The organism is Leptospira yasudae (assembly GCF_003545925.1).
GTDB classification, from domain to species: domain Bacteria; phylum Spirochaetota; class Leptospiria; order Leptospirales; family Leptospiraceae; genus Leptospira; species Leptospira yasudae.
Window position 1 is genome coordinate 236980 of sequence record NZ_QHCU01000001.1, and the last position, 20972, is coordinate 257951.

The following is a 20972-nucleotide window of genomic DNA, read 5'->3' on the forward strand; positions in this document are numbered from 1 at the left end:
AAATCTCCGGGATGGGGCTTTTTAATCCCTCTCTGTTTTTTTACCGACCGCCGCCTTGTAAATTTCGACCGCATTGTAGTAGAGATACAATACTTCGTAATAATCTCTAAGGACCGTAAGATAATTCTTTTCGGCCTGGAGAAAGGTCACCTGATCGGATGCACCACGGACATACGCTATCCTGGATTTTTGTTCCAACTGTTTGTTTTTCTGTAATAGATTGATTCGTTCGTATTTGGCGAGAAGGTCTTCTCGCGCGAGAAGTTCCTTCTTGGAAGCTTCGATTTCCTCGTTGACCTCGCGCTTTTTGGCTTCGAGCGCGAGTTCGAACTTTTTATGTTCTTCTTTAGCGGAAAGAACCTTTCCCTGACCTCGGTCGTTCAACGGAAGAGGAATCGTAGCGAATACGCCCGCGTAATGCTCGTTGCCCTTGATTCTCCATTCTCCTCCGACTTGAAGATAACCGAGGGCTTCTCTTCTTTGGAGATCGATGTTGAGCTTCTTCTCTTTAACGCGTTCTTCCAAAGCCGCGATATCCGGGCGGTTGACCGAAGCGATCGTGGAATCCTTAAGTCGAAGACCTAGGTCCTCGAGGGATTTGAATTTCATCTCCGATTTGAAAGCGAAGATTCCTTCCGATTCCTTGATTCCGGTAAGAATTCTCAGTTCTTTTTCGACAAACTGTCTGCGCACGAGCGCATCACGGTAAAACTTCTCGACCTGAATTCTTTCCAACTCGAGACGTTCGAATTCGAGAGGAGAGATGTCGCCCTTTTCCACTCGAAATTTCGTGAGTTCCAAAAGATCGCTGTAATTTTCGTAAAATTCTTTATTATAATCTACTAAATTAGTTAGGAAGATATAAGTCCAATAGTTCTGCCTCAACCTGAGTCTAAAAAGCCTGTCGAAGTTGTCGAATTCTCCGAGAACCGCTTCGAAGGATTTTTTAGCGACCTTGGATCGGAGAGAAATGATTCCGTAGACGTCCACATCTTGATAGAGGGCCGGTGCAATCTCCGTGCTTCCTCCTTGCGATCCGTTCGCTCCTAAAACCTGAGGACTGGAAGAGCCTCCGCCGGGCATTCCGATGAACTGTTGCTGGAACTGAACGATCGGGTTTCGATACAAGGAAGCGGTGATGACCTTTCCTCGTTCGATTCCCATGTTTTGTTTTTCAGCGAGATACAAGGGATTGTTCGAGACTGCGTATTCCATCAGACGTTCCATATCCCAATCAATGATCTTTCCGGAAAAACCGGATTGACCATAGGTTGTCGAACTCTGCGGTTGAACTTGTGATTGCGTTTGTGTTTGAGACTCGGGCTGTGCTTGGGTTTGCGCGTCCTTTGTCCCTTGCGATTTTTTTTCTTCCGGAGAACTGGAATTCGCGTTCGATTTTTTTTTGTCTTCTTCCTCGGCGAGACCCGGTTCGAGCGGGACTACCTCCGCGGTCGTAGTAACCGGAAAAATCAAAACGGCGGCGAGTCCGAGAAATCCGAAGACTAACCATTTCTTCAGAAATTTCGGCGCAACTGCACCGGTCTTAAGACTGATTAAAACATTCTGTGAAGATACCATTTCCCCTGCACTTTCTTAAAGTATGGATTGAGAAGTTCCTTCTCCAGTTCTATGTTATCTTTGAATCGAAGCTTCAATTCGCATTCGGTCATACTTTCGTAATAGAACTCTATTTCGATTCCGCCGGAAAGCAAAAACAAATCCCGAACCGTTCGAACGTTCTCCGAATTCTTCTGTTTTTTCAAAAGCTCACGGTCAAAAAAATACGTCTCGAAGTAATTCCCTTTTTTTAGAAGTTCCTTTTTAATTTCTTCCCGAGTCCAAATTCCTTTCAGATCGAGAAGTAATCCGTCCTTGGGAGAAACCTGATCTCCGAGTTTGGAAAAATCTTTCCGGACCGTATCGTCCACGAGGGTTTTCATCAACTGGAGAATCTCCGGCGTGTCCAACTTATGATCGCCCGTATGACCCGCGAGAAACACTTTTCCGGCCCGAATTTCCGGCGATTTTAAGTCGGTTCTGGAAAGAAAAATTTCTCTTTCGGATGCGGTTGCCTCTGTCGTCTTGCAGGAAACCGCGAAGAATGCGAAGAATAAAATGATAATAAGTGCGCGACTCGATGCGATCCGTGAATTTGAGGTTCGTGGAGAGAAGCCTAACGGTATTTGCACAGAGTTTTGTTGAACTGAAAAATATGTCTTCTTCGCGGGCATGAGAAATCCGGACTCGGGTCCAGTCTCTGAGAATCGATCGTAAAGTCGAATCAAGTTTTGTTTTTTATTCGAACCTATTTTCCACGGTTACAATCGCATTTCTCGGTTCAGATCTTGCGTTTTTCTACGCTATACGAATTTTTTTCGGTCGATATGCGCTTTGTTTACGCGTTTCGGAACCGAACCGACATGGGATATTTATTACTGGATGCGGATCGGGAGATTCGCTCAACGCTTCAAAAAGATCGAATGGAAACCGTGACCTTGTTGATTCCGGAAGAAACATGGCTTCGTTTTTCCGAAGACGAGGCTCGGAGACTTCCGAAAAAAATTCCGCAAATGCTGCGGACATATGCGAAATTTCTGACAGCTCAAAAACGATTAGGGAAAAATGCGGGGCGGACCTTGTATCAACCAAGCCCGGGAAAGTCCAAAATGAAACGGGTGAATGTTCGTTTGAGCCCCGGGAGCTGGACCTTGTTCGGAACGTTAGCGCAAGCTCATGGTGTATCGCGTTGTTTTCTTTTCAATTATTTGTTGTGGTTGGATTTTGCCGGGGTTGGCGGATCCGTCTTTGATACTTTGAATGCGGGAGTTCCCACATTTCACAGGAACTACAGTTACATCCTGCACCTCGATTTAGCCTACAACCAAGTAATTCGGAAGCTCGACTGCGAACCCGACTCCCTATTCTACACATTAGATTACAGAGATTGGTATCCCGACTAAAAACGAAACATCGTCCGAAACGTTTTTCAAAAAAATCTCAACAAACAAGGGGAAAGACATGCCCCGACAAAAAAACAACGAACCATCAACCCGCGACGCAATCGTCGACAAAACAAAAACATTCCGAACGCATCCCGCGTTAGGCGCCCTTTGCTTCCAAACGAAGAGCCTTCTTCAAAAGCTCTTCGAGGTCCTTACCGTAAATCACGTTCAACAACGAAGAATTATCCGTAAGAAAACGTTTTGCGCCTTCGGTGAACTCCGCATCGCCGACGATAAAGGCTTTATCCACGCCCAACTCTTTGATCTGTCCGATCGTATCCCGCAGAAAAATATCGGAGATCTTCGCGTCCTTCCATTTGCGAAACTTAAACAAAGAACGAGTTTCCTTATCCGTCTTATTCAAACCGGTAAGATTCAAACCGTCCCCTTCTTTATTCGGAACCTCGCGACTCACCGTATAATTCAAAGCCATCACGATCCGCACGCAGAGATTCTTAAATTCGACGCCTTTCAATTGTCTATAGTGATCCAACACACCGACGCCGATCTTAGAAACGTCGGCAAGAAGTTTGTTACCTTGATCGTCCAAGATCCCTTTGATATGAAAGGACTTGGAAGACTTGAGTCCCGAAAGTTCATAAAAACGTTCCACCGGAAAGAGTTCTCCGAAAATTCTTCCGATCTCTTCATCCAGGGAGAATCCGCTTTGCGCCTTGTTAGGATCCGTTCGTTTCGTCTCCAACTGGAATTTATAGTTTGCAAGCTCCAAAATTCTTCTGTCGTCGATTCGTTCCGACTCGGCCTCGATGAGATATTCGCTGGCTTCTTCCAACTTGCCGAGTTTCACGGCCAACAGGGAAAAGTAAACGTCCGAGTCGATCATCTCCTGTTTCCAACCGCTGTTCCGCGCCATCTCCATACAAAGCCTTGCGTGTTTTAAACCTTCTCCCAAATTTCTCTGAAGAATAAAGCAGCACATCAAAAACTGAAAAATCGTATAACGCACGTAATCGTCTTCGATGAGATCCGCGACCGAGTTCGCGACCTTAACCGCTTCTTCGTATTTCCCATCCCTCGTCAAACTCAACGCGTATAAAAATCCGCCCACTGGAGAAGCCGGGTCCAACTCATACGCCTTCGCAAAGAATTCCACCGGATTTCCTTTCCGCAACACCGCGGCAATCACGCCCTTTCCGATAAAGATGGAAGCGTTCTTAATCTTATCGTTGGAAATCTTTCCTAAGAATCGATCGGCGATCGCAAATTCCTTTTGCCCCAAGGCCATAAACCCGATGCGAATGTTCGCTTCCGCATTTTCCGGATCGATCGTTACGGTATCCAAATAGTGAAAGAGAGCTTCTTCGAATAAATCCTGTTGGTAATAAATATCCGCAATCCGGTTGGAAACCGCGACCTCGTTGATCCCCTTTTCGTAGGTACCGATCTTTTTGATTTTCTCGAGATGCCGAGCCTCGTTGGTCGTATCCCCTTCCATCGCGTAGATTTTCGCGATCACATAGTGGGCTCGGACGTTCGAGGGAGAACTGTCCAAAATGTCCCGAATGATAACTCGGGCATCCACATAATTCCCCATGGCGGCGAGGGCCAGGGCCTTTTCGTAAGCGTCTTTCTTGGTCTGGATCAGAAAAGATCCAAACGCAACGATCAGAATGATTCCAATTGCTACAAGAATGACGAAGATCATTTTTTTTGTTTTTCTTTCAGGTTCCGGTTAGTAAATGGATAAAATCCTGAGAATGGATCCGGGATTTGCCCGATCTTGGGATAAAATCCTACTTTTTACAGAAACGAAAACCAGATGGGAAAACTTACCTACTTCAGATTTGCGTATTCTATTGTAAAACGCGATATTACAATCAGTATTCTTCATATAGGATTTTCCGTTTTATTTTGTTTTTTTCTGATCTTCGGGATCTTTCTGCTTCGGATGGATAAGGTCCCCTCTAACCCTTCTAGTATCGAACTCTTCCGGAATTATCCACAGTTGGTTTTATTGCTGAGCGCGGCCGCTTTGACATTTATGGCGATTACCCGAACCCTTCTACGCACTTCCGACGCGGGAATTATGATGGCGGTCGGGGGAAATCGGATCGGAACCGTCCGGCTTTTGGTCGCGGAACTCTGGATTCTTCATGGACTCGGGTTTCTCCTAAGCGTAATCGCTACGGCCTTTTTTCCTCCCTGGGTTTCCGAAGGTTCGAGTCTCCTCGATTACCTCAAAGCGTTTCTGATTCTGATCGGCTTGATCTCCGGAATCGGAGCGGGGCTCGCCTTGATTCTCACCTTTTTAGATCCATACCGTTCGATTCGGAGGGGAAAATGATTCTTCGCATCAACGATCTTTCGCGAGAATACGGAAAATCGAAGGCAGTCAACGGGGTTTCCTTCGACATGAACCAATCCGACTATGTCGCGATCGTAGGTCCGTCCGGTTCCGGAAAAACCACGCTGCTTTCCATGATCACCGGAATGTTGTCCAGTTCCAGCGGAGAAGTCTATTTTGACACGACCAAGGTCAGCGAAATGGGAAAGGGCGCACTCGCCAATTTCCGCGCGAGAAACATAGGACTCATCTTTCAGTTTTCGGAATTGCTTCCTCATCTCGACGTCGAGGAGAACATTCTTCTACCCGCGCTTCTCGTGGGAAAGTTCAGCCAAAAAGAATATTTGGAAAAATGCGAATACCTGATTCAAAGTCTTCATCTCGAATCCATCCGCAAAAGTTATCCGAGCAAACTTTCGGGCGGACAAATCCAGATGACCGCGATCGCGCGATCTCTCATCAACGAACCGGAACTTCTTCTTGCGGACGAACCTTCGGGAGATTTGGATCCGGAGAACAGCGAACTCGTGCGCAATCTTCTTTACGATTTCAATTCCAGAGGACTTACGATTCTATTAGTGACTCATGATATGAATCTCGCCTTCGACGCAAAAACAATCTATGAAATGAGAGAGGGAGCGTTTACCCGGGTGGTAAAATGAAATCCTATCTCGGAATCGACATCGGAGCGGGAAGCATCAAGGCAAGTCTCGTCGATACGCAAGGAACGGTTTTTAAAAGCACGTCGCGCGCAACCGGTGTGGAAACGGACGAAAAACAATTCCTCGATTCTCTCTGCGGTATCGTTTCCGAAATGAAAGACGATTCTCTCATAGCGGTTGGCATCGGAAGTCCGGGCCCCATCGATTCCGAAAGCGGAATCCTCATCGAATCGGCCAATCTTCCTCTTCTCAAAAACGTGGCGATAGTAGATCATCTCAAGAAGAACTTTCAAATTCCAGTATATTATAATAATGACGCAAACCTTGCGGCCCTCGGCGAATACCGTTTCGGGTTGGGTAAGAATTCCGCGAATCTCGTCATTCTTACCTTAGGAACGGGACTCGGCGGAGGCTGGGTGTATCAGGGAAAATTGTTCAACGGTTACAAAGGAAGCGGAATGGAAGCGGGCCACGTCACGTATTTTCCGAACGGCTCCTTGTGCGGCTGCGGACAAAGAGGCTGTACCGAAGCGTATTTCAGCGCGAGCGGATTCTTACATCGATACAAGGAACAAACCGGACACACGCTCGGTTCCGCGGAGGAATTCTTCGATAAGAGCCGCAAGGGAGAATCCCCCGCCTCAACGCTGTTAAATGAAGGAATCGAAGCCCTCGCCCAACTCTGCAGAACCCTGATTCACACGATCAATCCGGAAAAGATCGTGTTCACCGGCGGACTCGTAAAATCCTGGGATCTTTTCGGAAATCCTCTCCGACAAAGAATCCAAGAAATCATCTTTCCGATCTTTCGAACGTACACACAAATCCTGCCCGGAGGAAACGTATCCGGAGCCCTAGGCGCCGCCGCGCTTTGTATGGAGAATCACGAATGAACGATCACAATTGTATCTTCTGTAAAATCATCCGAAAGGAAATTCCGGCAAAGATCGCGTTTGAAAACGAAGAAGTATTAGCGTTTCATGATATAAATCCGCAGGCGCCCGTACATATCGTTTTCATCCCGAAAAAACACGTAACGTCTCTCGCCGAAATCGGAAACGAAGATTCTTCTTTGTTGGGGAACGTATTGCTTCGTATCCGCGACACCGCGAAAAGTCTAGGTTTCGAAGAAAACGGCTACAGGGTCGTAAACAACACGGGAAAGAACGGGGGGCAGACGGTCTTTCACATTCATTTTCATCTTTTGGCGGAACGACAGATGATCTGGCCTCCGGGTTGAGAGTTTAAACAAGGAACAAAACATTGAAACGAATTTTATTGGGAGTGATCGTCAGCGTCGTCGCTCTCGGATTTTTATTTTCCAAACTGGATCTCGACGAGTTCGCAAGAATTCAGGAACGCTGGGAACCGTTCTATCTGATTCCCTTTTGTATCTCTTCGATTTGGGGTTTGATCCTTTTTTCCTGGAGATGGCATCTTCTTATGGGAAAACAAATCCGTTTCCGTTACGCTCTTCTTTCCTCGTTTATCGGAGTCGGCGCGAACATGTTTCTTCCCGCGCGCGGCGGAGACATCTTCCGTTTATACTTTTGCAAAAAAGAATCCGATCTTCAATATCCCACGTTAGTCACCGCTCTCTTCATCGAAAAGGTTCTGGATTTTTCGTTTATCTTCTCCGCGGGAATCTGCGCGCTGCTATTTCTGGGAATCAAGGACGAAAGCAGCGACACTTTCTTTATCATTTCATCCCTCGTCATCGCGGGAATTTTTCTAGGGCTCATCGCGGTTCGTTTTTTAAACGAGACGATCATCAACGTTCTGGCTTGGATCGCGGGTCTTGCAGGCAAGAAAGATTGGTTTCTCCATAAACTCGCGCATTACATCCGAGACCTCGGAAACTTTTTAGTTTTAAAACGTTTTATCGTTCCCGCGGTCTTAACGGCGCTTACCTGGTTGATCGGATACGCGCTCAGTTACGGAATTCTTCTCAAACTCGTGGGAATTCCAATGAACTATCCGGGAATCGTATTCATCATGTTCGCCGGTGCGGTCGGCGTGATGGTTCCCTCCGCGCCTTCCGGCGCGGGAGTATTCCACGCTTCGGTCACTTCCTCCTTCGTATTAATGGGAAGAAAGGCTTCGGAAGGTTTATTCTATGCGACGACCGTCCATCTCGCCCAATTCGTTTTACAGAGCGTATTTGCCGTGATTCTTTATTTGTATTGGATCGTGGACAGAAGAAAACGCGGACTCGGAAAAGCGGAATTCTCCCTTAAGGAATCCGAAGTCATCGAAGAAGAAAGCGCCGAATAAAAAACCGGAAATCCAATGGGAAAGTATCCCGTTTTTCGTATAATATATTCTGGGAAAAATATTGGCGAAAAACATGAACGAAACGAAACTTTCCTTTCCCTGGCCCGCGTCCCGCTTTTTTAAAATAGAAACGCGGATCATTCTTCCTTTCGTTCTCGGTTGTATTCTGTTGATCGTCCTGTTAGGCGCTCTTCTTTTTTATTATCAAAAAAAGAATACCGAAACCGTTTCGATCCGAAACGTGAAATCGATCGCGGATCAGATGCTCGCTCTCCGCGTATATTATTCGGACAACATCGTCAGTAAAGCTTTGCGCGAACATACGGAAGTCACTTACAAATACAAAACCGTAGCAAAAAGTATTCCTCTTCCCGCGACCTTCGTCAAAGAATTCGGAGCACATCTCACCGATCGGTTCGAAGGAATCCGAGTCGAATTATTCAGCGACTATCCGTTTCCTCATAGATCCAAACCGAACGGCTTGGACGAATTTCAAAGAGAGGCCTTATACCGTTTAAAACAAAATCCCGGAAATCCGATCTATGTTTTTAAGGACATCGACGGACAACCTTACATTCGTTATGCGCTCGCGGATCGTATGCAGGCTTCCTGCGTTCAATGTCACAATACTCATCCGGAATCCCCTAAAAAGGATTGGAAAGTCGGAGACGTTCGAGGAGTTCTCGAAGTAAGCATTCCGGTCAGTAAAACCGAAAGCGGCGCGGATATGATTCTCTTTTCCACGATCGCGATCCTGATCGGACTCGGAACGATCTTTATCGTCAATCAGACGAGAAGCAAACAAAACGAAGCGATCATCTTAGAACTCAACTCCAATCTTGAAAAGAAAGTCGAAATGAGAACGGCGGAACTTGCCAAGTCCAACGAAGACCTGACGCAGGCAGTGGAAGAACTCGAAAAATTAATGCGAAATCTGAAGGACACACAAAACCAGCTTTTGCTTTCGGAAAAACTCGCGGCGCTCGGTCAATTGGCCGCCGGAATCACGCACGAACTCAACACTCCTCTCGGCGCGATCTCTTCTTCGTCCCGATCCATACTCGAAGTGGTTCAAAACGAACTCAAAAATATACCGAGCCTTCTTTCCAATTTGGATGAAGAAGACACGAAGAAGTTCAGCGCGATTTTGGAGGAAGCTTTGAAACACGTTTCCGAATCCGCGATTCTTTCCAATCGGGGAATTCGTCAGGAATTGACCCGCCGTTTGGAAACGGCGGGAATTTCCAATTCGTATAGGATTGCAAATCTCGCGGCGGATCTGGGCCTTCACAATATGGGCGACGATCTGATTGCTCTCATTCAAACTCCGAAGGCTCTCGAGATTTTAACCGCGGTATCTTCGTTTATCACGATTGTTCGAGTAAGCAACGTCATCTCGATCGCAACGAACAAGGCTTCCCGGGTCGTGAGCGCCTTGAAGAATTACCTGCGTCCTTCCAAAGAGGAAAAGGAAGGCGGCTTGGAAAGCGTGGACCTCCGTACGGAGATCGAAAATATTCTAGTACTATATCATAATAAAATAAGATACGGAGTCGAAATCGTTAAGGACTATCGAACTTCCAAAAAATGTCTGGGTGACGCGGACAAACTGAATCAGGTTTGGATCAATCTTTTGAACAACGGTCTTCAATCCATGAACTACAAAGGAAAGATCGAAATCTCGATCCGCGAAGAGGATTCTTGGATCGTAGTTTCCTGGACCGATTCCGGCGCAGGAATCCCCAGGGAGATTCAAGGTAAGATTTTCGATCCTTTCTTTACGACCAAAAAACAGGGAGAAGGAATGGGCCTGGGACTTGACATCTGTAAAAAAATAATTGATAATCTTGGTGGAAGGATCGAATTCGAAAGCTCGCCGGGCCGCACCAAATTCAGCGTATGGCTAAAGAGCGCCTAACGTATTCCAAGGACGGTATTTTCATTTGACTTTAGAAAAAGAACCCAACGTGATTCTCTGCGTAGACGACGAACCGATCATTCTTCTTTCCTTAGTGCAGGAACTGAAAAACAAACTCGGAGACGAATTCATCTTTGAAACGGCTCAAGACTCGGACGAAGGTCTGGAAGTGATAGACGATCTGACTTCGAGAGGAACGAAGGTGGTTTTGATTCTTTCCGATTGGCTAATGCCGGGTGTCAACGGAGACGACTTTCTGATTCAGGTTCATCGAAAGTATCCGCATATCCGTTCGATTTTAGTGACCGGACATCTCGAAGAAGGCGTTTCGGAACGGGTAAAGGAAGAAGCGGGAACCTTCACGATCATTTCCAAACCGTGGAACTCGGACGAATTGGTCAAAGCGGTTCGGTTCTGCTGTAACCAAAACTAAAGTCTTGTCCGATCGAAAAACCGATTCGAGAAACGAATTGCGAAGTCCGGAGAATTTCTTCGCCGAACTTCGATTCAACGAAATTACTTCTTAGCTAAAAACTGACAAGACTCCGATTTTTGGATCGGGTTGTTCGGGGACATCATCTCCGCACAGCTCGTCTTTTCGATCACCGCCAAACAATCCTTAGCTGCTTGGATCTTTTCGGGAGTCGCGTTCTTCCACTCGTCCTCTTCTTTCTCGCCGGTCTTCGCTCTTTGAGCCGCCGCGCTTTCTTCCATCGAAGTCAGACAAGCTTCTTTGCTTTGAAGCATGGGAGGAATAAACTTCTTCTGAGACTCGGGCATCTTGCTGAATTGTTCCTGAGCGCATTCCACCGTTTTCGCACAGGTGATTTCCTTGGACTTAGTAGCGAGCGCCTGCATTTCGGCCGCAAGATTCGCGCCGGACGCCTTTCCGCAATTCGCGGCGAAAATCAACGCCGCGATCGAAACGAACAAACTCTTTTTTATACGGTTCATAACCCTATCCTTTTTAAAAGCAAGAGAATGAACCGCCCGTTCTTTTTGAAAATAAATTTTTTCTAAACCGCGTTCGCAAACTCCCTTTGTTCTTCGGTTTTAAAAAGTTTATGTACGGTGGCCTTTTGCCCCACTCCCTTAAGAGAGGCTTCGTGTCTTTCGGCTTCGTATCCTCTTTGCATCAATTCTTCGCGGATTCCGGGGCTGGAAAGAATCGGCTCGGTCACCCAGATTTCTCCCGCGGATGCGAGCGCTTGCACGCGGGCCGCGATGTTCACGCTTTGTCCGAAGTAATCCAGGCGTTCATCGTTTACGACCGCAAGCGCGGGCCCTTCATTTAAACCGACTTTTAAACCGATCTCGTGTCCGTGTTCCTTGAATTCTTCGTTCATGCGATCGATGCGCGACATCATTTCGAGCGACGCGAATAATCCTTCGATCGGACTGGAGAAGGTCGCCATAATCGCGTCTCCCATCGTTTTTACGATCGCCCCGTTGTGTTTTTTTACGGTTTCGGAAAGAAGACGGAAATGTTCCTGCACCAATCGATACGCGAGAATGTCACCGGCCTTGTCGTACATCTCGGTCGATCCTCTCAGGTCCGTAAAAAGAATCGTAAGACTTTTTACGTTCAGATTCAGTTTGTTGCTGAGCTGTTGAACGCGGAACAATTCGCGGAAGGTCTGGTTGTTCAAGAGCATCTTTGCAGTCAGAAACGGTTCGATCACCGTCGGATGTTCATCAATGATTTCTAATATTCTTTTGGAGTTCGGCCGAATGACCAAAAATCCTGCCTTTGCGATCGTACGATTGGAAATCTTCACTTCGTATTCTCCGGGAGAAAGATGAAGTTCGATCGGAGTGAATCCGGTAGACAGCAGACTCAGATCCACGATTCGATCCTGAGTCGTTTCCTTCGCGTCGAAATACAAAAAGACCGCGGAGTTGTTCTCCACCGAACTGAATTGATACGCGGGGACGTTTGTCGCATCGAGTAGAATCGTGCGAGTCGCTCCGGGTTCGATCACGACGAGTTCGCGCGTGTTCGAAGAAATAAAATCCAGAAGCTCCTTCGACTTATGAAAGTTGCTCGAAATATGATATTTGAGATAGGTCTGCGCGTCCGTCAACGGATTGAGATTCTGTTTTCTCAGGGAAGAATTCACCGAAAAACTGACTTCCACCTGATCGTCCAAAGTGGTCGGCACGTCGAGATTGCAAATATAACAGTGAAAACTTTTCTCCTCGATCTGATCCAAAGAAGTATGGGAAGAAGCCACTCCTCCGCAAGCGGGACAGATCATGTTGTATGCGAAATCCAGAAGACCGATCTTTCCCGCGTGCAGAAAAAGATCCAAGGCTTCTCCGGTTTCAAATCCGTTGTCCTTTGCGAAACGGATCGGATTGATCCGGTGCAGCTGCCATTCGTCTTGAGTCCTTAAATTTTCCATAAATCGGGAAATGGATTTTTTCGATAAGACTCCGAACCCTTCCAAGGCTTTTTTCTTTTGTTCGAAAAGAGTTTCGTTCCACATAACATTCTCCTCCGGATTTCCGCGATCCCGCGAAACGACTCTAGTTTTTCCGGTTTCGATTCTTTGGCAAGCTTTTTGTAATAATTTTTGTTACATATTTCGCGATTCATAGTGAGCGAAATAGCTGAAGCCCGCGGAGCGATCAGGCGAAAGCTTTCCACAAAGTGGAAACCGCGATCCTGCCGAACGAACACCGATCAGGCGGAAAATCCGTAAGAGTTCCCACACGATCCCGAAATCCACGTTAGATCTGCGATCCATTCGCAGCTTTGTAAGAGTTCCCACAGAAATCCTATCTCTTTCCGGTCAAATCGAGACAAGTCGCAAAAAAGGAATATACGGTTTTTTTTGATTTGATTTTTACCGTCCAATGTCGTACTTGAAAGTTCTTTCCTAAATCGGAAGCTTCCCTTTAGTGAAACCATGAAATTCGAATGTGAATTTCTTAGAACGCGGTAAAAGTTTGTCGGAACAACTAAGAATACTTTCTTGACGAAATTCGGATTTCGTTCCTGGGAAATTCTCATCCCGAAAAAAGCGTTATGCGCGTTTCAAGATCCGAGAGAAATAAAAAGAGAGTATGGATAAAAATAAGGCAAATAAGAATTCCAGGGTTGCGATAACGGGGATCGGAGTCGTTCTCCCCCATACCTATTCCGTGGATACGTTTTGGAAAAATCTTTCCGAAGGGAATTCCCAAATCGATTGGATTACGAGATTTCCCACCGATGATATGCCCGTCAAAGTCGCCGCGGAGATGAACGATTTCGACTGGAAAAAATTTCTTCCCGATCTCAACGAGAAACACGCAAAAAATTATAACCGAGAAACCTTCGCGATCATGGCGGCGATGGAGGAAGCGAGAAGAGACGCAAAACTCGAAAAGGATTCGGTCGATCCTTCCAAGGTCGGCTTTATCGATTCTTCTTCGCGCGCTTCGCTCGCTTGGTGGGAACACGCTTGGAAACTCTATCACGAAGAACAGAATTCCAGCGTTTTCGATCGATATTCCGTTTTGACTTCTATGGCTTCCAACCCGACCAATCTCACCGCGATCTATGCAAACATTCAAGGTTTCGTAACCACCATCACCGCGGCTTGTGTCGGAGGTCATCACGCGATCAGCCTTTGTTATCAGGCGATCCGCAAAGGTAGAGCCGAAGTGATGTATGCGGGCGGTCACGAGTTCCCTCTCATCAAACCCTTGATGATGATGTATTCCGATCCGGCGAGTTCGGTCATGTCCGCGGAAAAAGACAATCCGAAGGCGGCGATCAAACCGTATGATCGCAACCGGGACGGTTTTATTTTGGGAGAAGGAGCCGCCGTTCTTTGTATGGAAAGAATGGATCACGCTCTCGCGAGAGGAGCGAGAATCTACGCGGAAGTCTTGGGAACCTTCAGCTACAACGAGGCCGATCACGCGATGAGAATGGACTTAACGGGTAAAAAAGCCGCGACCGGTCTGAATCGTCTTTTAAAGATCAGCGGACTTCGTCTCGGAGACATCGACTACTTCTGCGGACACGGAACCGCGACGATTAACAACGATATGGCGGAAAGCCGCGCTCTTAAGGTTTTATACAACGGACTCGCTCGAAACAAATGGGCTCCTCTCGGTTCGATCAAACCGATCTTCGGTCATACGTTCGGAGCGGCTGGAATCATCAACGTCGCTGCGACGGCGCTTATGCTCGAAAAACAAACCCTCTGTCCCACGATCAATCTCAAGGACGTGGACCCCGAATGCGATCACGATCATATCACGGAAGGTGCGAGAAAGGTGCGGATGAGGAACGCGATCTCGATGGCATTCGCGATCGGAAGTCAGTCTTCTTTCGTCAGCCTCACCGCTCCCGATCTTCTTTAAAGGAATTCGAATGAAAAACGGCGGACTGCACAGACAATACGATCATTCCAAAAAGTTAAAGTCCGTCCTCTACTACCAAGGCGCGGTGACGCACGAAATCCTCGGAAGTCTTACGGAAATTCTCAAGGATAGAATCGCGAACGAAAAACGGAAGAACAAGATTCTCAACGTGTTCGTCGAGATGGCGCAGAACGTAAGTCACTATTCTCTGGAAAAAGAAGGGGACTACGGAGTGGGCCTGATTCTTATAAAAGAAAAAAGTCATATTCTCAAACTCTCCACCGCCAACTTCTTAAGCGCGGAAACCGCTTCGGTTCTGAGAACCAAACTGGAACATTTTTTATCCCTGACCGGAGACGAAGTAAAGGAACTGTATCAGGAAAAGATCAAAGGAGAAAGACCGGAGGACAGCAAAGGTGCGGGTTTGGGATTTTTGGAAATATTAAAAAAATCTGATTTTCCGTTTCGTTCCGCGTTCGAGCCGACGCCGACCGGAGATTTCTTTTTTACTCTTACCGTTTTCTTTCGCCTGGGGTAAGCTTCCAAGGTTCCGCGTGGGACAACGCCATTTCTTTGACTTCGATCACGATGACCGAAGTGTTGTCCTTGGTCATTCTTAGATTGGCTTCTTCCGAAAGATGGGAACAAGCCTCTTTTGCGTTCGTTGCGTTTCGCAGAATTTCTTCCAGATCGTCGATCTTGATCACGTCGGTCAACCCGTCCGTACACAGAAGAATCCGATCCCCTTCGTTCAGAGATCCGGTGATGTCGAACAGATCCATCTGAAGGTCGGTGGTTCCGCCTCCGATACAACTCGTGATATAACTTCTCGGCATAGGATGCCCTTTGACCGTATCCGAAAAGGAATGATCCACCGTAATCTTGTGGACCCCTTGCGCGGAAAGATGATAGGCGCGGCTGTCTCCCATATTGAAAACGAGCACCTTTCTTCTTCCGAACAAAGCGCCGACTAACGTGGTCCCCATGCCCAGTCTTCCGGTGGCCTTTGCGTGATCGTTGATCTCGTGATTGATTTTGCGGAATAAGTTCTGCCAACCGGCGCGGGGTAATTCTTCCAAAGGTTGAATCGCACGTTCGGTCCAAGCGAGTTTTTCCAACGTCATGCGGCTTGCGATTTCTCCGGAGATATGTCCGCCCATCCCGTCCGCGAGCGCGAGAATCAACGGAGCGGCGGCGGAATCCCGGATTCCGGCCGAGGAAAACGAACCCGATACGGACCCGGCTACGATTTCACCGGATACGTACATAGAATCCTCGTTATGCGAACGAAAATTCCCCTTTTCCGTTATTCCAAAGTAATTAATAATCATGGAGAAACACTGGAAATTGAAACAATCTCCACAATCTATTAGTAATATGTGTCAACGGCGAACTTCAAGAACAAATCTTCGCCAAATTCTTTTTTCTAGAAAATAGACTGTCTCTAATGTTTTGATTCCAAAATTTTCTGCAACAGGTTTTCGAAAAAACGCTATTTCGCGGAATAACCGCCGTCTACCGGGATCGCCGTCCCCGTAATAAAAGTAGAATCGTCCCCGCAGAGCCAGATCACCGTTTTTGCGATCTCTTCCGGGGTGGCGATTCGGTGCATGGGATGCAATTTGACGAGCTGCTTTTCCGCCTCGATCGGATCTTTGGCGAGATGAAAGAGTTCGTCCAGGATTTCGGTTTTGACCGCGCCCGGACAGATCGCGTTAATGCGAACATTCTTCTTTGCGTATTCCAAAGCGGCGCTTTTCGTTAATCCGACAACGCCGTGTTTGGCCGCGGAGTACGGATTGATTCCGACTACCCCGTTGATTCCCGAAATGGAGGATACGTTTACGACGGCTCCTCCGCCGGCCTTGATGATTTCCGGGATTTGAACCTTCATCGACAGCCATGCGCCTTTGAGGTTTACGTTCACCACGTTATCCCATACCGCTTCGGGATATTCGTGTAAGGGATGATTGGCTCCCATGATTCCCGCGTTGTTGACTCCGAAATCCAATCGACCGAATTTCTCCACGGCGGTATCGACGACCTTCTTCACTTGTTCCCCGGATGTCACGTCGCACACGACGAAGTGAACGTCCCCGCCTTGAGAACGGACTTCCGACTCGAGCTTTTTTCCCTCGTCGAGTCTGCGTCCGCAAAACACGACTTTGACGCCCTTCGAGACGAACTCCTGTACGACTGCTTTTCCGATTCCGGTGCTGCCTCCGGTAACCATAGCGACTTTGTCTTTCATGGAATTCTCCGAAATGATATTCAAATTTTAGAATTTACTTAAATCAGTTTTCTCGTCTTTCCGTTGCGAACCCGGGAAAGATATTTTTTCAGATGCACGTTGATCGTTTCCAGATCGTTGAGTTCCTTTTCGATGGAAGAAGCCTTCAGATCCTGAACGAGAACGAGCAGATAACGGAGTTCTTCCAGATGGACTTTCGCCTTGAGAATATTTTTGATCTTTTCGGAAAGGATTCTGCTTCCCCAGGCTCCGGCGATGCGCACGGGAAGAAGAGCGGAAACCGATCGGATATGTTCGAGGAGAGGTCCGTGTTCTTTGAGCTTGGCCGCATCCATTCTGTTTCCGAGCGCGTATACTTTCAAAATGAGATCGTGTGCGAGACGCAGAACTTCCAGTTTATCAAAGCTGCGGATCTGCGTGGACGTGGAGGATTTCGCGCTTCCCTTCTCCGCTGCGTCGGTTCCCACAGGAGGAGAAGCATACGAAGGAATTTTTCCTTCCGTAAAAATTTTACGGAATCCTTCGGGAATGGGCACTACTTTACGGATGGAATAATCGAAAAACAAAACGCGGATCTTTACGAGAGAAACCTTTTCTCTTCGATCGTCTTTGGAAAGACGGAACGTTAGATCGAACGATTTCTCTCCGAGGTTGTCCAACACGACGTCAATCTTGACGCGATCGTTGTAGAGCAATTCTCCCTGATAGAGAATTCCCGCATTGGCGAAGATAATGCTCTTTCCGTAAATATCCGTTACCGAAAATCCGAGATATTGAAAGAACTGGAGATGCGCCTCCATCACGATATCCAGAATCGAAGCGAAGGACACGTGTATATCCAGAGCCAGATCCGTTTTGCGAATCGCCAGCTCCGTCGAGAAATAATACTTCTCCGGAAATTCGATCTGTATGTCTGTCATAGATATTTCGAAATCCGCCGCGAAAACTCCCGTTGCGACATAAGGGAAGTCCGAAAGCGACGGAAATAAATTTCCTTCTCTTTATAATTTCGGATTTCGAAAGGCCCGTCTTGAAGTGAAATTCCCGTTTGTGTTTTCGAAAGCCTCGCCTTGAATTTTTTTTCTTCGAGACGAACGGAAGAATTCTCCCGTTGACGCCGCGTTTCTTTTTTTGAGAAGACGCCGTTTTTAAATTGTTCGGCAAAAAGTTCTTGCTAGAGAGCATTCTTGAAAGAAGATCCTTCACCATTGCCGCGCGTCGCGATCTACGCGCTGTTCGTCGAAAAACGGATCGTATAAAAATATTCAGAAGTTCGAAAAAAGGGAACATTTCCGGTTGTGATTTTTCTCTTTTTCTCGTATGCGAATCGGGAAACGAAAACGTGTTCGAGCGGACCGACAAGAACTCATAACGTACGCTGATCGGAAACCTTGGAATCATTGGAAGCAAATACGAAGATCTTTAACGACCCGGACGAGATGATCCGAGAAATCGTGCGTCCGGGCATGCACTTGCATCTTTCCGCAACCATGTCCAGACCCAACGCTCTCATCTATTCGCTCGCGCGTTGTTTTCAAAACACGAATCCGGAGTTCGTCATCAGCATGGCGGGAATTCATTCCAGCGCTCACGCCCTTACGATCGCGAAAATCGTTAAACGAATGATCACCGGTTTTGCGGGAGACAACTATCCGAAACCCTCGCCTAATTCATTATATTCTAATTTACTCGAAGGTTCTCCGTTCGAACTGGAGCTTTGGTCCCTTCTCAGCATCGTTCAAAGATTGATGGCGGGCGCGATGCGTCTTCCCGGTTTTATTACGAACTCCCTTCTGGGAAGCGATCTCATTCTCGACAAACTCGGAAAAACCGCGTTCTTATTTCCCGATCCACAAAACCGTTCCACGGGTCCGAACGGTTCTCCCGCGGAAAACTACAGAGGAAAACGAGGAGTCGATCTCGCTTATATTCTTCCCTTAAACCCGGACTTCACTTTGATCCACGCGGTCGTCGGCGACGAAGAAGGAAATCTCGTTCTTTGTCCTCCCAGCGGAGAAGGATATTGGGGAGCGCTCGCAGCAAAAAAAGGAGTCATCGCAACGGTGGAAAAGATCGTTCCAAAAGGAACGATTCCTCCCGAACTGGTAACGATCCCGGGCAATCGAGTCACGGCGCTTTCCGTCGCGGAATTCGGCGCACATCCTCAATCCTTGCGCGTTTATAATCTTCCGGGAGTTTCAGCGTTCGAAGGTCTTTCCACCTATCTCGACGACTACGAGTTTCAGATCGAAGCCAACGAAGCGGCCAACGTTCCTTCCCGAGCCGAAAAATGGTATGCGGATTTCGTAAACATCGAAGGCGGTCATAAGGAATATCTGGATCGCATCGGAAGCAAAAAGCTCAGAAAGTTAAAACAGATTCCCGAAGAAAACAAAGCGGTCAAACTCGAAGATCCGAAAACGGTAAACGACTCGGAGCAGATGATCATCCTTGCTGCGAGAGCGATTCAGGAATACGTCAAACTCAAAGGTTACAAAACGATTCTCGCAGGAATCGGCGCGGCTCATATCTCCGCTTGGACCGCGGCGCGCTTTCTCGAACAGGAAGGAATTTCCGTAAAGGTCATCACGGAACTCGGCTTCTATTCGATGAAACCTCATACGGGAGACGTTTTTCTTTTCAGTCAATTGCATACGAAAGAATGTACGATGCTTTCCGACATCACGAGCATCTTAGGCACGGTCGTTCCCGATCATTGTCTCGGAGTTTTAGGAGCGGCGGAAGTGGATTGGTTCGGCAACATCAACTCCACGAAAACCGCAAAAGGAAAATTTCTTGTGGGTTCCGGCGGCGCGAACGACATCGCGGCCGTTGCGGATTGTATCGTAGTCGCGAAAGCGAACCGCGGAAGATTCGTAAAACACGTCAACTACATCACTTCCGTCGGAGATCGGGTGATGGAAGCGGTTTGTCAGTTCGGAAGATTTCAGAGAAAACCGAACTCGGATCACGTGTTCGAATTCTCCCATTGGATCGCGCCTCCTTCGGACGAAGAGATGGAACCGGAAGAAGCGGTGCTTCGTTTTACGTCCTGGCTTCCGCCGGACGAGGACGTTCCTCTCAAAAACGAACCTCCCGTAACCGCGGAAGAACTGACCGTTTTAAGGGAATTGGATCCGGAAAAGATTTACATAGAACAATTTATGGTATATACAAGACTTCCATAATAAAATGAAATTTGAATTTACTAGAGGCCTTTTATGAGCGGAAAAAATCTGACATCGAACGGAGTAAGAATCACCGGATTCGGTCATTACTTTCCCGAGCAGATCGTGACCAACGAAGAGATCCGCTCGCGGTTGAAATTTCCGGAAATGCATCCGGCTGAAAAAGCCGTCATCGGAAACATCGGAGTCAACGAAAGAAGAAGGGCGAACGAAAAAGAAACAGCGATGTTTATGGCGGCGCAAGTCGCCGAGATGGCTCTCAAGGACGCGGGTAAAAAACCCGAGGACGTGGATCTTTACATTCTCGCGAACTGGACCGATCGTTATTATCTTCCCGATCTCGCGCCGCAAGCGTCCAAACTTTCCGGAACAAAAAACGCACTCGCCTTCGACGTAAGCACCGCCTGCACGGGATTCGTTCACGGAGTTCAAACCGCATCCGCGTATTTGGGCACGGGCAAATTCAAGAACGCGCTCGTGATCGGAAGCGAACGCTTTTCCGTCAGAACCCGCATGGGCGGTTACGGAGAATTCACGGCGGGAGACGCGGCGGCAGGAGTTTTTCTCGAGCATACGGGAGATCCGAATTTCGGAATCATCGATTCCTTTTTGCAGGACGACGGGGATTTGGCCGGAATCATCGTAACCGGACCGCCGCCGCAGAGTTACGTGAAAAGTTATCCGGAACTCGTGACCAACGCGGCGGATCTCACTCTCAAGTCGATGGATCTTCTGTTGGAAAAAAACGGACTGACCGTCGACGACGTCGATTGGGTCGTTCCTCATCCGGGAACGGACGTGGTCGTTCAGGACGTTCTCAAGCGGACCAAGTTTCCGAGAGAAAAAATCCTGATGAACTTCGAACGTGTGGGAAACACTTCCGCCGCTTCGATCCCCATCGTATTATCAGAATATTATTATAAAGGAAAGTTTAAAAAAGGAGATTTGTTCCTCACACCCGCCGTCGGAGGCGGATTTTATTGGGGAGGACTCCTGTTTCGTCTTTGAACGGG

At 47.5% G+C, this 20972-nt stretch carries 20 protein-coding genes; 12 read left to right on the top strand and 8 right to left on the bottom strand.

Annotated features, from left to right (window positions below; translation table 11 throughout):
• Positions 1-21 precede the first annotated feature (21 nt).
• Entirely contained in the window at positions 22-1578 is a 1557-nt protein-coding gene (locus tag DLM76_RS01125; RefSeq protein WP_118956275.1) for a TolC family protein, read from the bottom strand.
• Positions 1554-2183, bottom strand: a complete 630-nt coding sequence (locus DLM76_RS01130) for a hypothetical protein (RefSeq protein ID WP_425528967.1) — start codon at positions 2181-2183, stop codon at positions 1554-1556. The genes DLM76_RS01125 and DLM76_RS01130 overlap by 25 nt, the downstream gene beginning before the upstream one ends.
• 237 nt (positions 2184-2420) lie before the next feature.
• Between DLM76_RS01130 and DLM76_RS01135 the strand changes: the two genes are divergently transcribed.
• Positions 2421-2960, top strand: a complete 540-nt coding sequence (locus DLM76_RS01135; RefSeq protein WP_118956484.1) for a DUF1564 domain-containing protein — start codon at positions 2421-2423, stop codon at positions 2958-2960.
• A gap of 139 nt (positions 2961-3099) precedes the next feature.
• Here DLM76_RS01135 and DLM76_RS01140 read toward each other — a convergent pair whose 3' ends face one another.
• Positions 3100-4668 (bottom strand): tetratricopeptide repeat protein, encoded by a 1569-nt coding sequence (locus tag DLM76_RS01140; RefSeq protein ID WP_118956274.1) that lies wholly within the window; start codon positions 4666-4668, stop codon positions 3100-3102.
• 114 nt (positions 4669-4782) lie between these two features.
• Between DLM76_RS01140 and DLM76_RS01150 the strand changes: the two genes are divergently transcribed.
• From DLM76_RS01150 to DLM76_RS01180, 7 genes are all read left to right on the top strand, one after another.
• Positions 4783-5307, top strand: a complete 525-nt coding sequence (locus DLM76_RS01150; protein ID WP_118956273.1) for an ABC transporter permease — start codon at positions 4783-4785, stop codon at positions 5305-5307.
• A complete protein-coding gene (locus DLM76_RS01155) occupies positions 5304-5969 on the top strand; it encodes an ABC transporter ATP-binding protein (RefSeq protein ID WP_118956272.1) in 666 nt (221 codons plus the stop codon). The genes DLM76_RS01150 and DLM76_RS01155 overlap by 4 nt, the downstream gene beginning before the upstream one ends.
• A complete protein-coding gene (locus DLM76_RS01160) occupies positions 5966-6862 on the top strand; it encodes an ROK family protein (RefSeq protein WP_118964152.1) in 897 nt (298 codons plus the stop codon). The genes DLM76_RS01155 and DLM76_RS01160 overlap by 4 nt, the downstream gene beginning before the upstream one ends.
• On the top strand, positions 6859-7209 hold the full coding sequence (locus DLM76_RS01165) for a histidine triad nucleotide-binding protein (protein ID WP_118956270.1): 351 nt from the start codon (positions 6859-6861) through the stop codon (positions 7207-7209). The genes DLM76_RS01160 and DLM76_RS01165 overlap by 4 nt, the downstream gene beginning before the upstream one ends.
• Positions 7210-7232: 23 nt before the next feature.
• Entirely contained in the window at positions 7233-8243 is a 1011-nt protein-coding gene (locus DLM76_RS01170) for a lysylphosphatidylglycerol synthase transmembrane domain-containing protein (RefSeq protein WP_118964153.1), read from the top strand.
• Between the two features lie 73 nt (positions 8244-8316).
• Complete coding sequence (locus DLM76_RS01175; RefSeq protein WP_118964532.1) at positions 8317-10161, top strand: ATP-binding protein; 1845 nt, start codon at positions 8317-8319, stop codon at positions 10159-10161.
• A gap of 25 nt (positions 10162-10186) precedes the next feature.
• Positions 10187-10594 carry a response regulator gene (locus tag DLM76_RS01180; protein WP_118956268.1) on the top strand — a complete coding sequence of 136 codons (408 nt, stop codon included), beginning with the start codon at positions 10187-10189 and terminating at the stop codon, positions 10592-10594.
• 83 nt (positions 10595-10677) lie between these two features.
• On the opposite strand, the gene DLM76_RS01185 is transcribed toward DLM76_RS01180, so the two are convergent.
• Together DLM76_RS01185 and DLM76_RS01190 are read right to left on the bottom strand one after the other, a co-directional pair.
• Positions 10678-11115: an LA_2478/LA_2722/LA_4182 family protein gene (locus tag DLM76_RS01185; RefSeq protein WP_118956267.1), complete on the bottom strand. Its 438-nt coding sequence runs from the start codon at positions 11113-11115 to the stop codon at positions 10678-10680.
• Positions 11116-11177: 62 nt separating this feature from the next.
• Entirely contained in the window at positions 11178-12650 is a 1473-nt protein-coding gene (locus tag DLM76_RS01190) for an adenylate/guanylate cyclase domain-containing protein (RefSeq protein ID WP_118964154.1), read from the bottom strand.
• 580 nt (positions 12651-13230) lie between these two features.
• Between DLM76_RS01190 and DLM76_RS01195 the strand changes: the two genes are divergently transcribed.
• Entirely contained in the window at positions 13231-14520 is a 1290-nt protein-coding gene (locus DLM76_RS01195) for a beta-ketoacyl-[acyl-carrier-protein] synthase family protein (RefSeq protein WP_118956265.1), read from the top strand.
• A gap of 10 nt (positions 14521-14530) precedes the next feature.
• Complete coding sequence (locus tag DLM76_RS01200; RefSeq protein WP_118964155.1) at positions 14531-15058, top strand: SiaB family protein kinase; 528 nt, start codon at positions 14531-14533, stop codon at positions 15056-15058.
• Here DLM76_RS01200 and DLM76_RS01205 read toward each other — a convergent pair.
• From DLM76_RS01205 to DLM76_RS01215, 3 genes are all read right to left on the bottom strand, one after another.
• Entirely contained in the window at positions 15033-15851 is an 819-nt protein-coding gene (locus DLM76_RS01205) for a PP2C family protein-serine/threonine phosphatase (RefSeq protein ID WP_118964156.1), read from the bottom strand. The genes DLM76_RS01200 and DLM76_RS01205 overlap by 26 nt on opposite strands.
• A gap of 161 nt (positions 15852-16012) precedes the next feature.
• Positions 16013-16771, bottom strand: a complete 759-nt coding sequence (locus DLM76_RS01210) for an SDR family NAD(P)-dependent oxidoreductase (RefSeq protein WP_118956482.1) — start codon at positions 16769-16771, stop codon at positions 16013-16015.
• A 38-nt stretch (positions 16772-16809) separates the two neighbouring features.
• A complete protein-coding gene (locus DLM76_RS01215) occupies positions 16810-17691 on the bottom strand; it encodes an acyl-CoA thioesterase (protein WP_118964157.1) in 882 nt (293 codons plus the stop codon).
• Positions 17692-18171: 480 nt separating this feature from the next.
• Between DLM76_RS01215 and DLM76_RS01225 the strand changes: the two genes are divergently transcribed.
• Complete coding sequence (locus tag DLM76_RS01225; RefSeq protein ID WP_118964159.1) at positions 18172-19959, top strand: CoA-transferase; 1788 nt, start codon at positions 18172-18174, stop codon at positions 19957-19959.
• Positions 19960-19992: 33 nt separating this feature from the next.
• A complete protein-coding gene (locus tag DLM76_RS01230) occupies positions 19993-20967 on the top strand; it encodes a ketoacyl-ACP synthase III (RefSeq protein ID WP_118956259.1) in 975 nt (324 codons plus the stop codon).
• Positions 20968-20972: the final 5 nt, after the last annotated feature.

Coding starts and splice junctions, on each gene's coding strand:
- DLM76_RS01125 (WP_118956275.1), bottom strand. CDS start 1,578: ATGGTATCTTCACAGAATGTTTTAATCAGTCTTAAGACCGGTGCAGTT.
- DLM76_RS01205 (WP_118964156.1), bottom strand. CDS start 15,851: ATGATTATTAATTACTTTGGAATAACGGAAAAGGGGAATTTTCGTTCG.
- DLM76_RS01230 (WP_118956259.1), top strand. CDS start 19,993: ATGAGCGGAAAAAATCTGACATCGAACGGAGTAAGAATCACCGGATTC.
- DLM76_RS01175 (WP_118964532.1), top strand. CDS start 8,317: ATGAACGAAACGAAACTTTCCTTTCCCTGGCCCGCGTCCCGCTTTTTT.
- DLM76_RS01185 (WP_118956267.1), bottom strand. CDS start 11,115: ATGAACCGTATAAAAAAGAGTTTGTTCGTTTCGATCGCGGCGTTGATT.
- DLM76_RS01135 (WP_118956484.1), top strand. CDS start 2,421: ATGGGATATTTATTACTGGATGCGGATCGGGAGATTCGCTCAACGCTT.
- DLM76_RS01160 (WP_118964152.1), top strand. CDS start 5,966: ATGAAATCCTATCTCGGAATCGACATCGGAGCGGGAAGCATCAAGGCA.
- DLM76_RS01215 (WP_118964157.1), bottom strand. CDS start 17,691: ATGACAGACATACAGATCGAATTTCCGGAGAAGTATTATTTCTCGACG.
- DLM76_RS01155 (WP_118956272.1), top strand. CDS start 5,304: ATGATTCTTCGCATCAACGATCTTTCGCGAGAATACGGAAAATCGAAG.
- DLM76_RS01195 (WP_118956265.1), top strand. CDS start 13,231: ATGGATAAAAATAAGGCAAATAAGAATTCCAGGGTTGCGATAACGGGG.
- DLM76_RS01190 (WP_118964154.1), bottom strand. CDS start 12,650: ATGTGGAACGAAACTCTTTTCGAACAAAAGAAAAAAGCCTTGGAAGGG.
- DLM76_RS01165 (WP_118956270.1), top strand. CDS start 6,859: ATGAACGATCACAATTGTATCTTCTGTAAAATCATCCGAAAGGAAATT.
- DLM76_RS01200 (WP_118964155.1), top strand. CDS start 14,531: ATGAAAAACGGCGGACTGCACAGACAATACGATCATTCCAAAAAGTTA.
- DLM76_RS01150 (WP_118956273.1), top strand. CDS start 4,783: ATGGGAAAACTTACCTACTTCAGATTTGCGTATTCTATTGTAAAACGC.
- DLM76_RS01210 (WP_118956482.1), bottom strand. CDS start 16,771: ATGAAAGACAAAGTCGCTATGGTTACCGGAGGCAGCACCGGAATCGGA.
- DLM76_RS01140 (WP_118956274.1), bottom strand. CDS start 4,668: ATGATCTTCGTCATTCTTGTAGCAATTGGAATCATTCTGATCGTTGCG.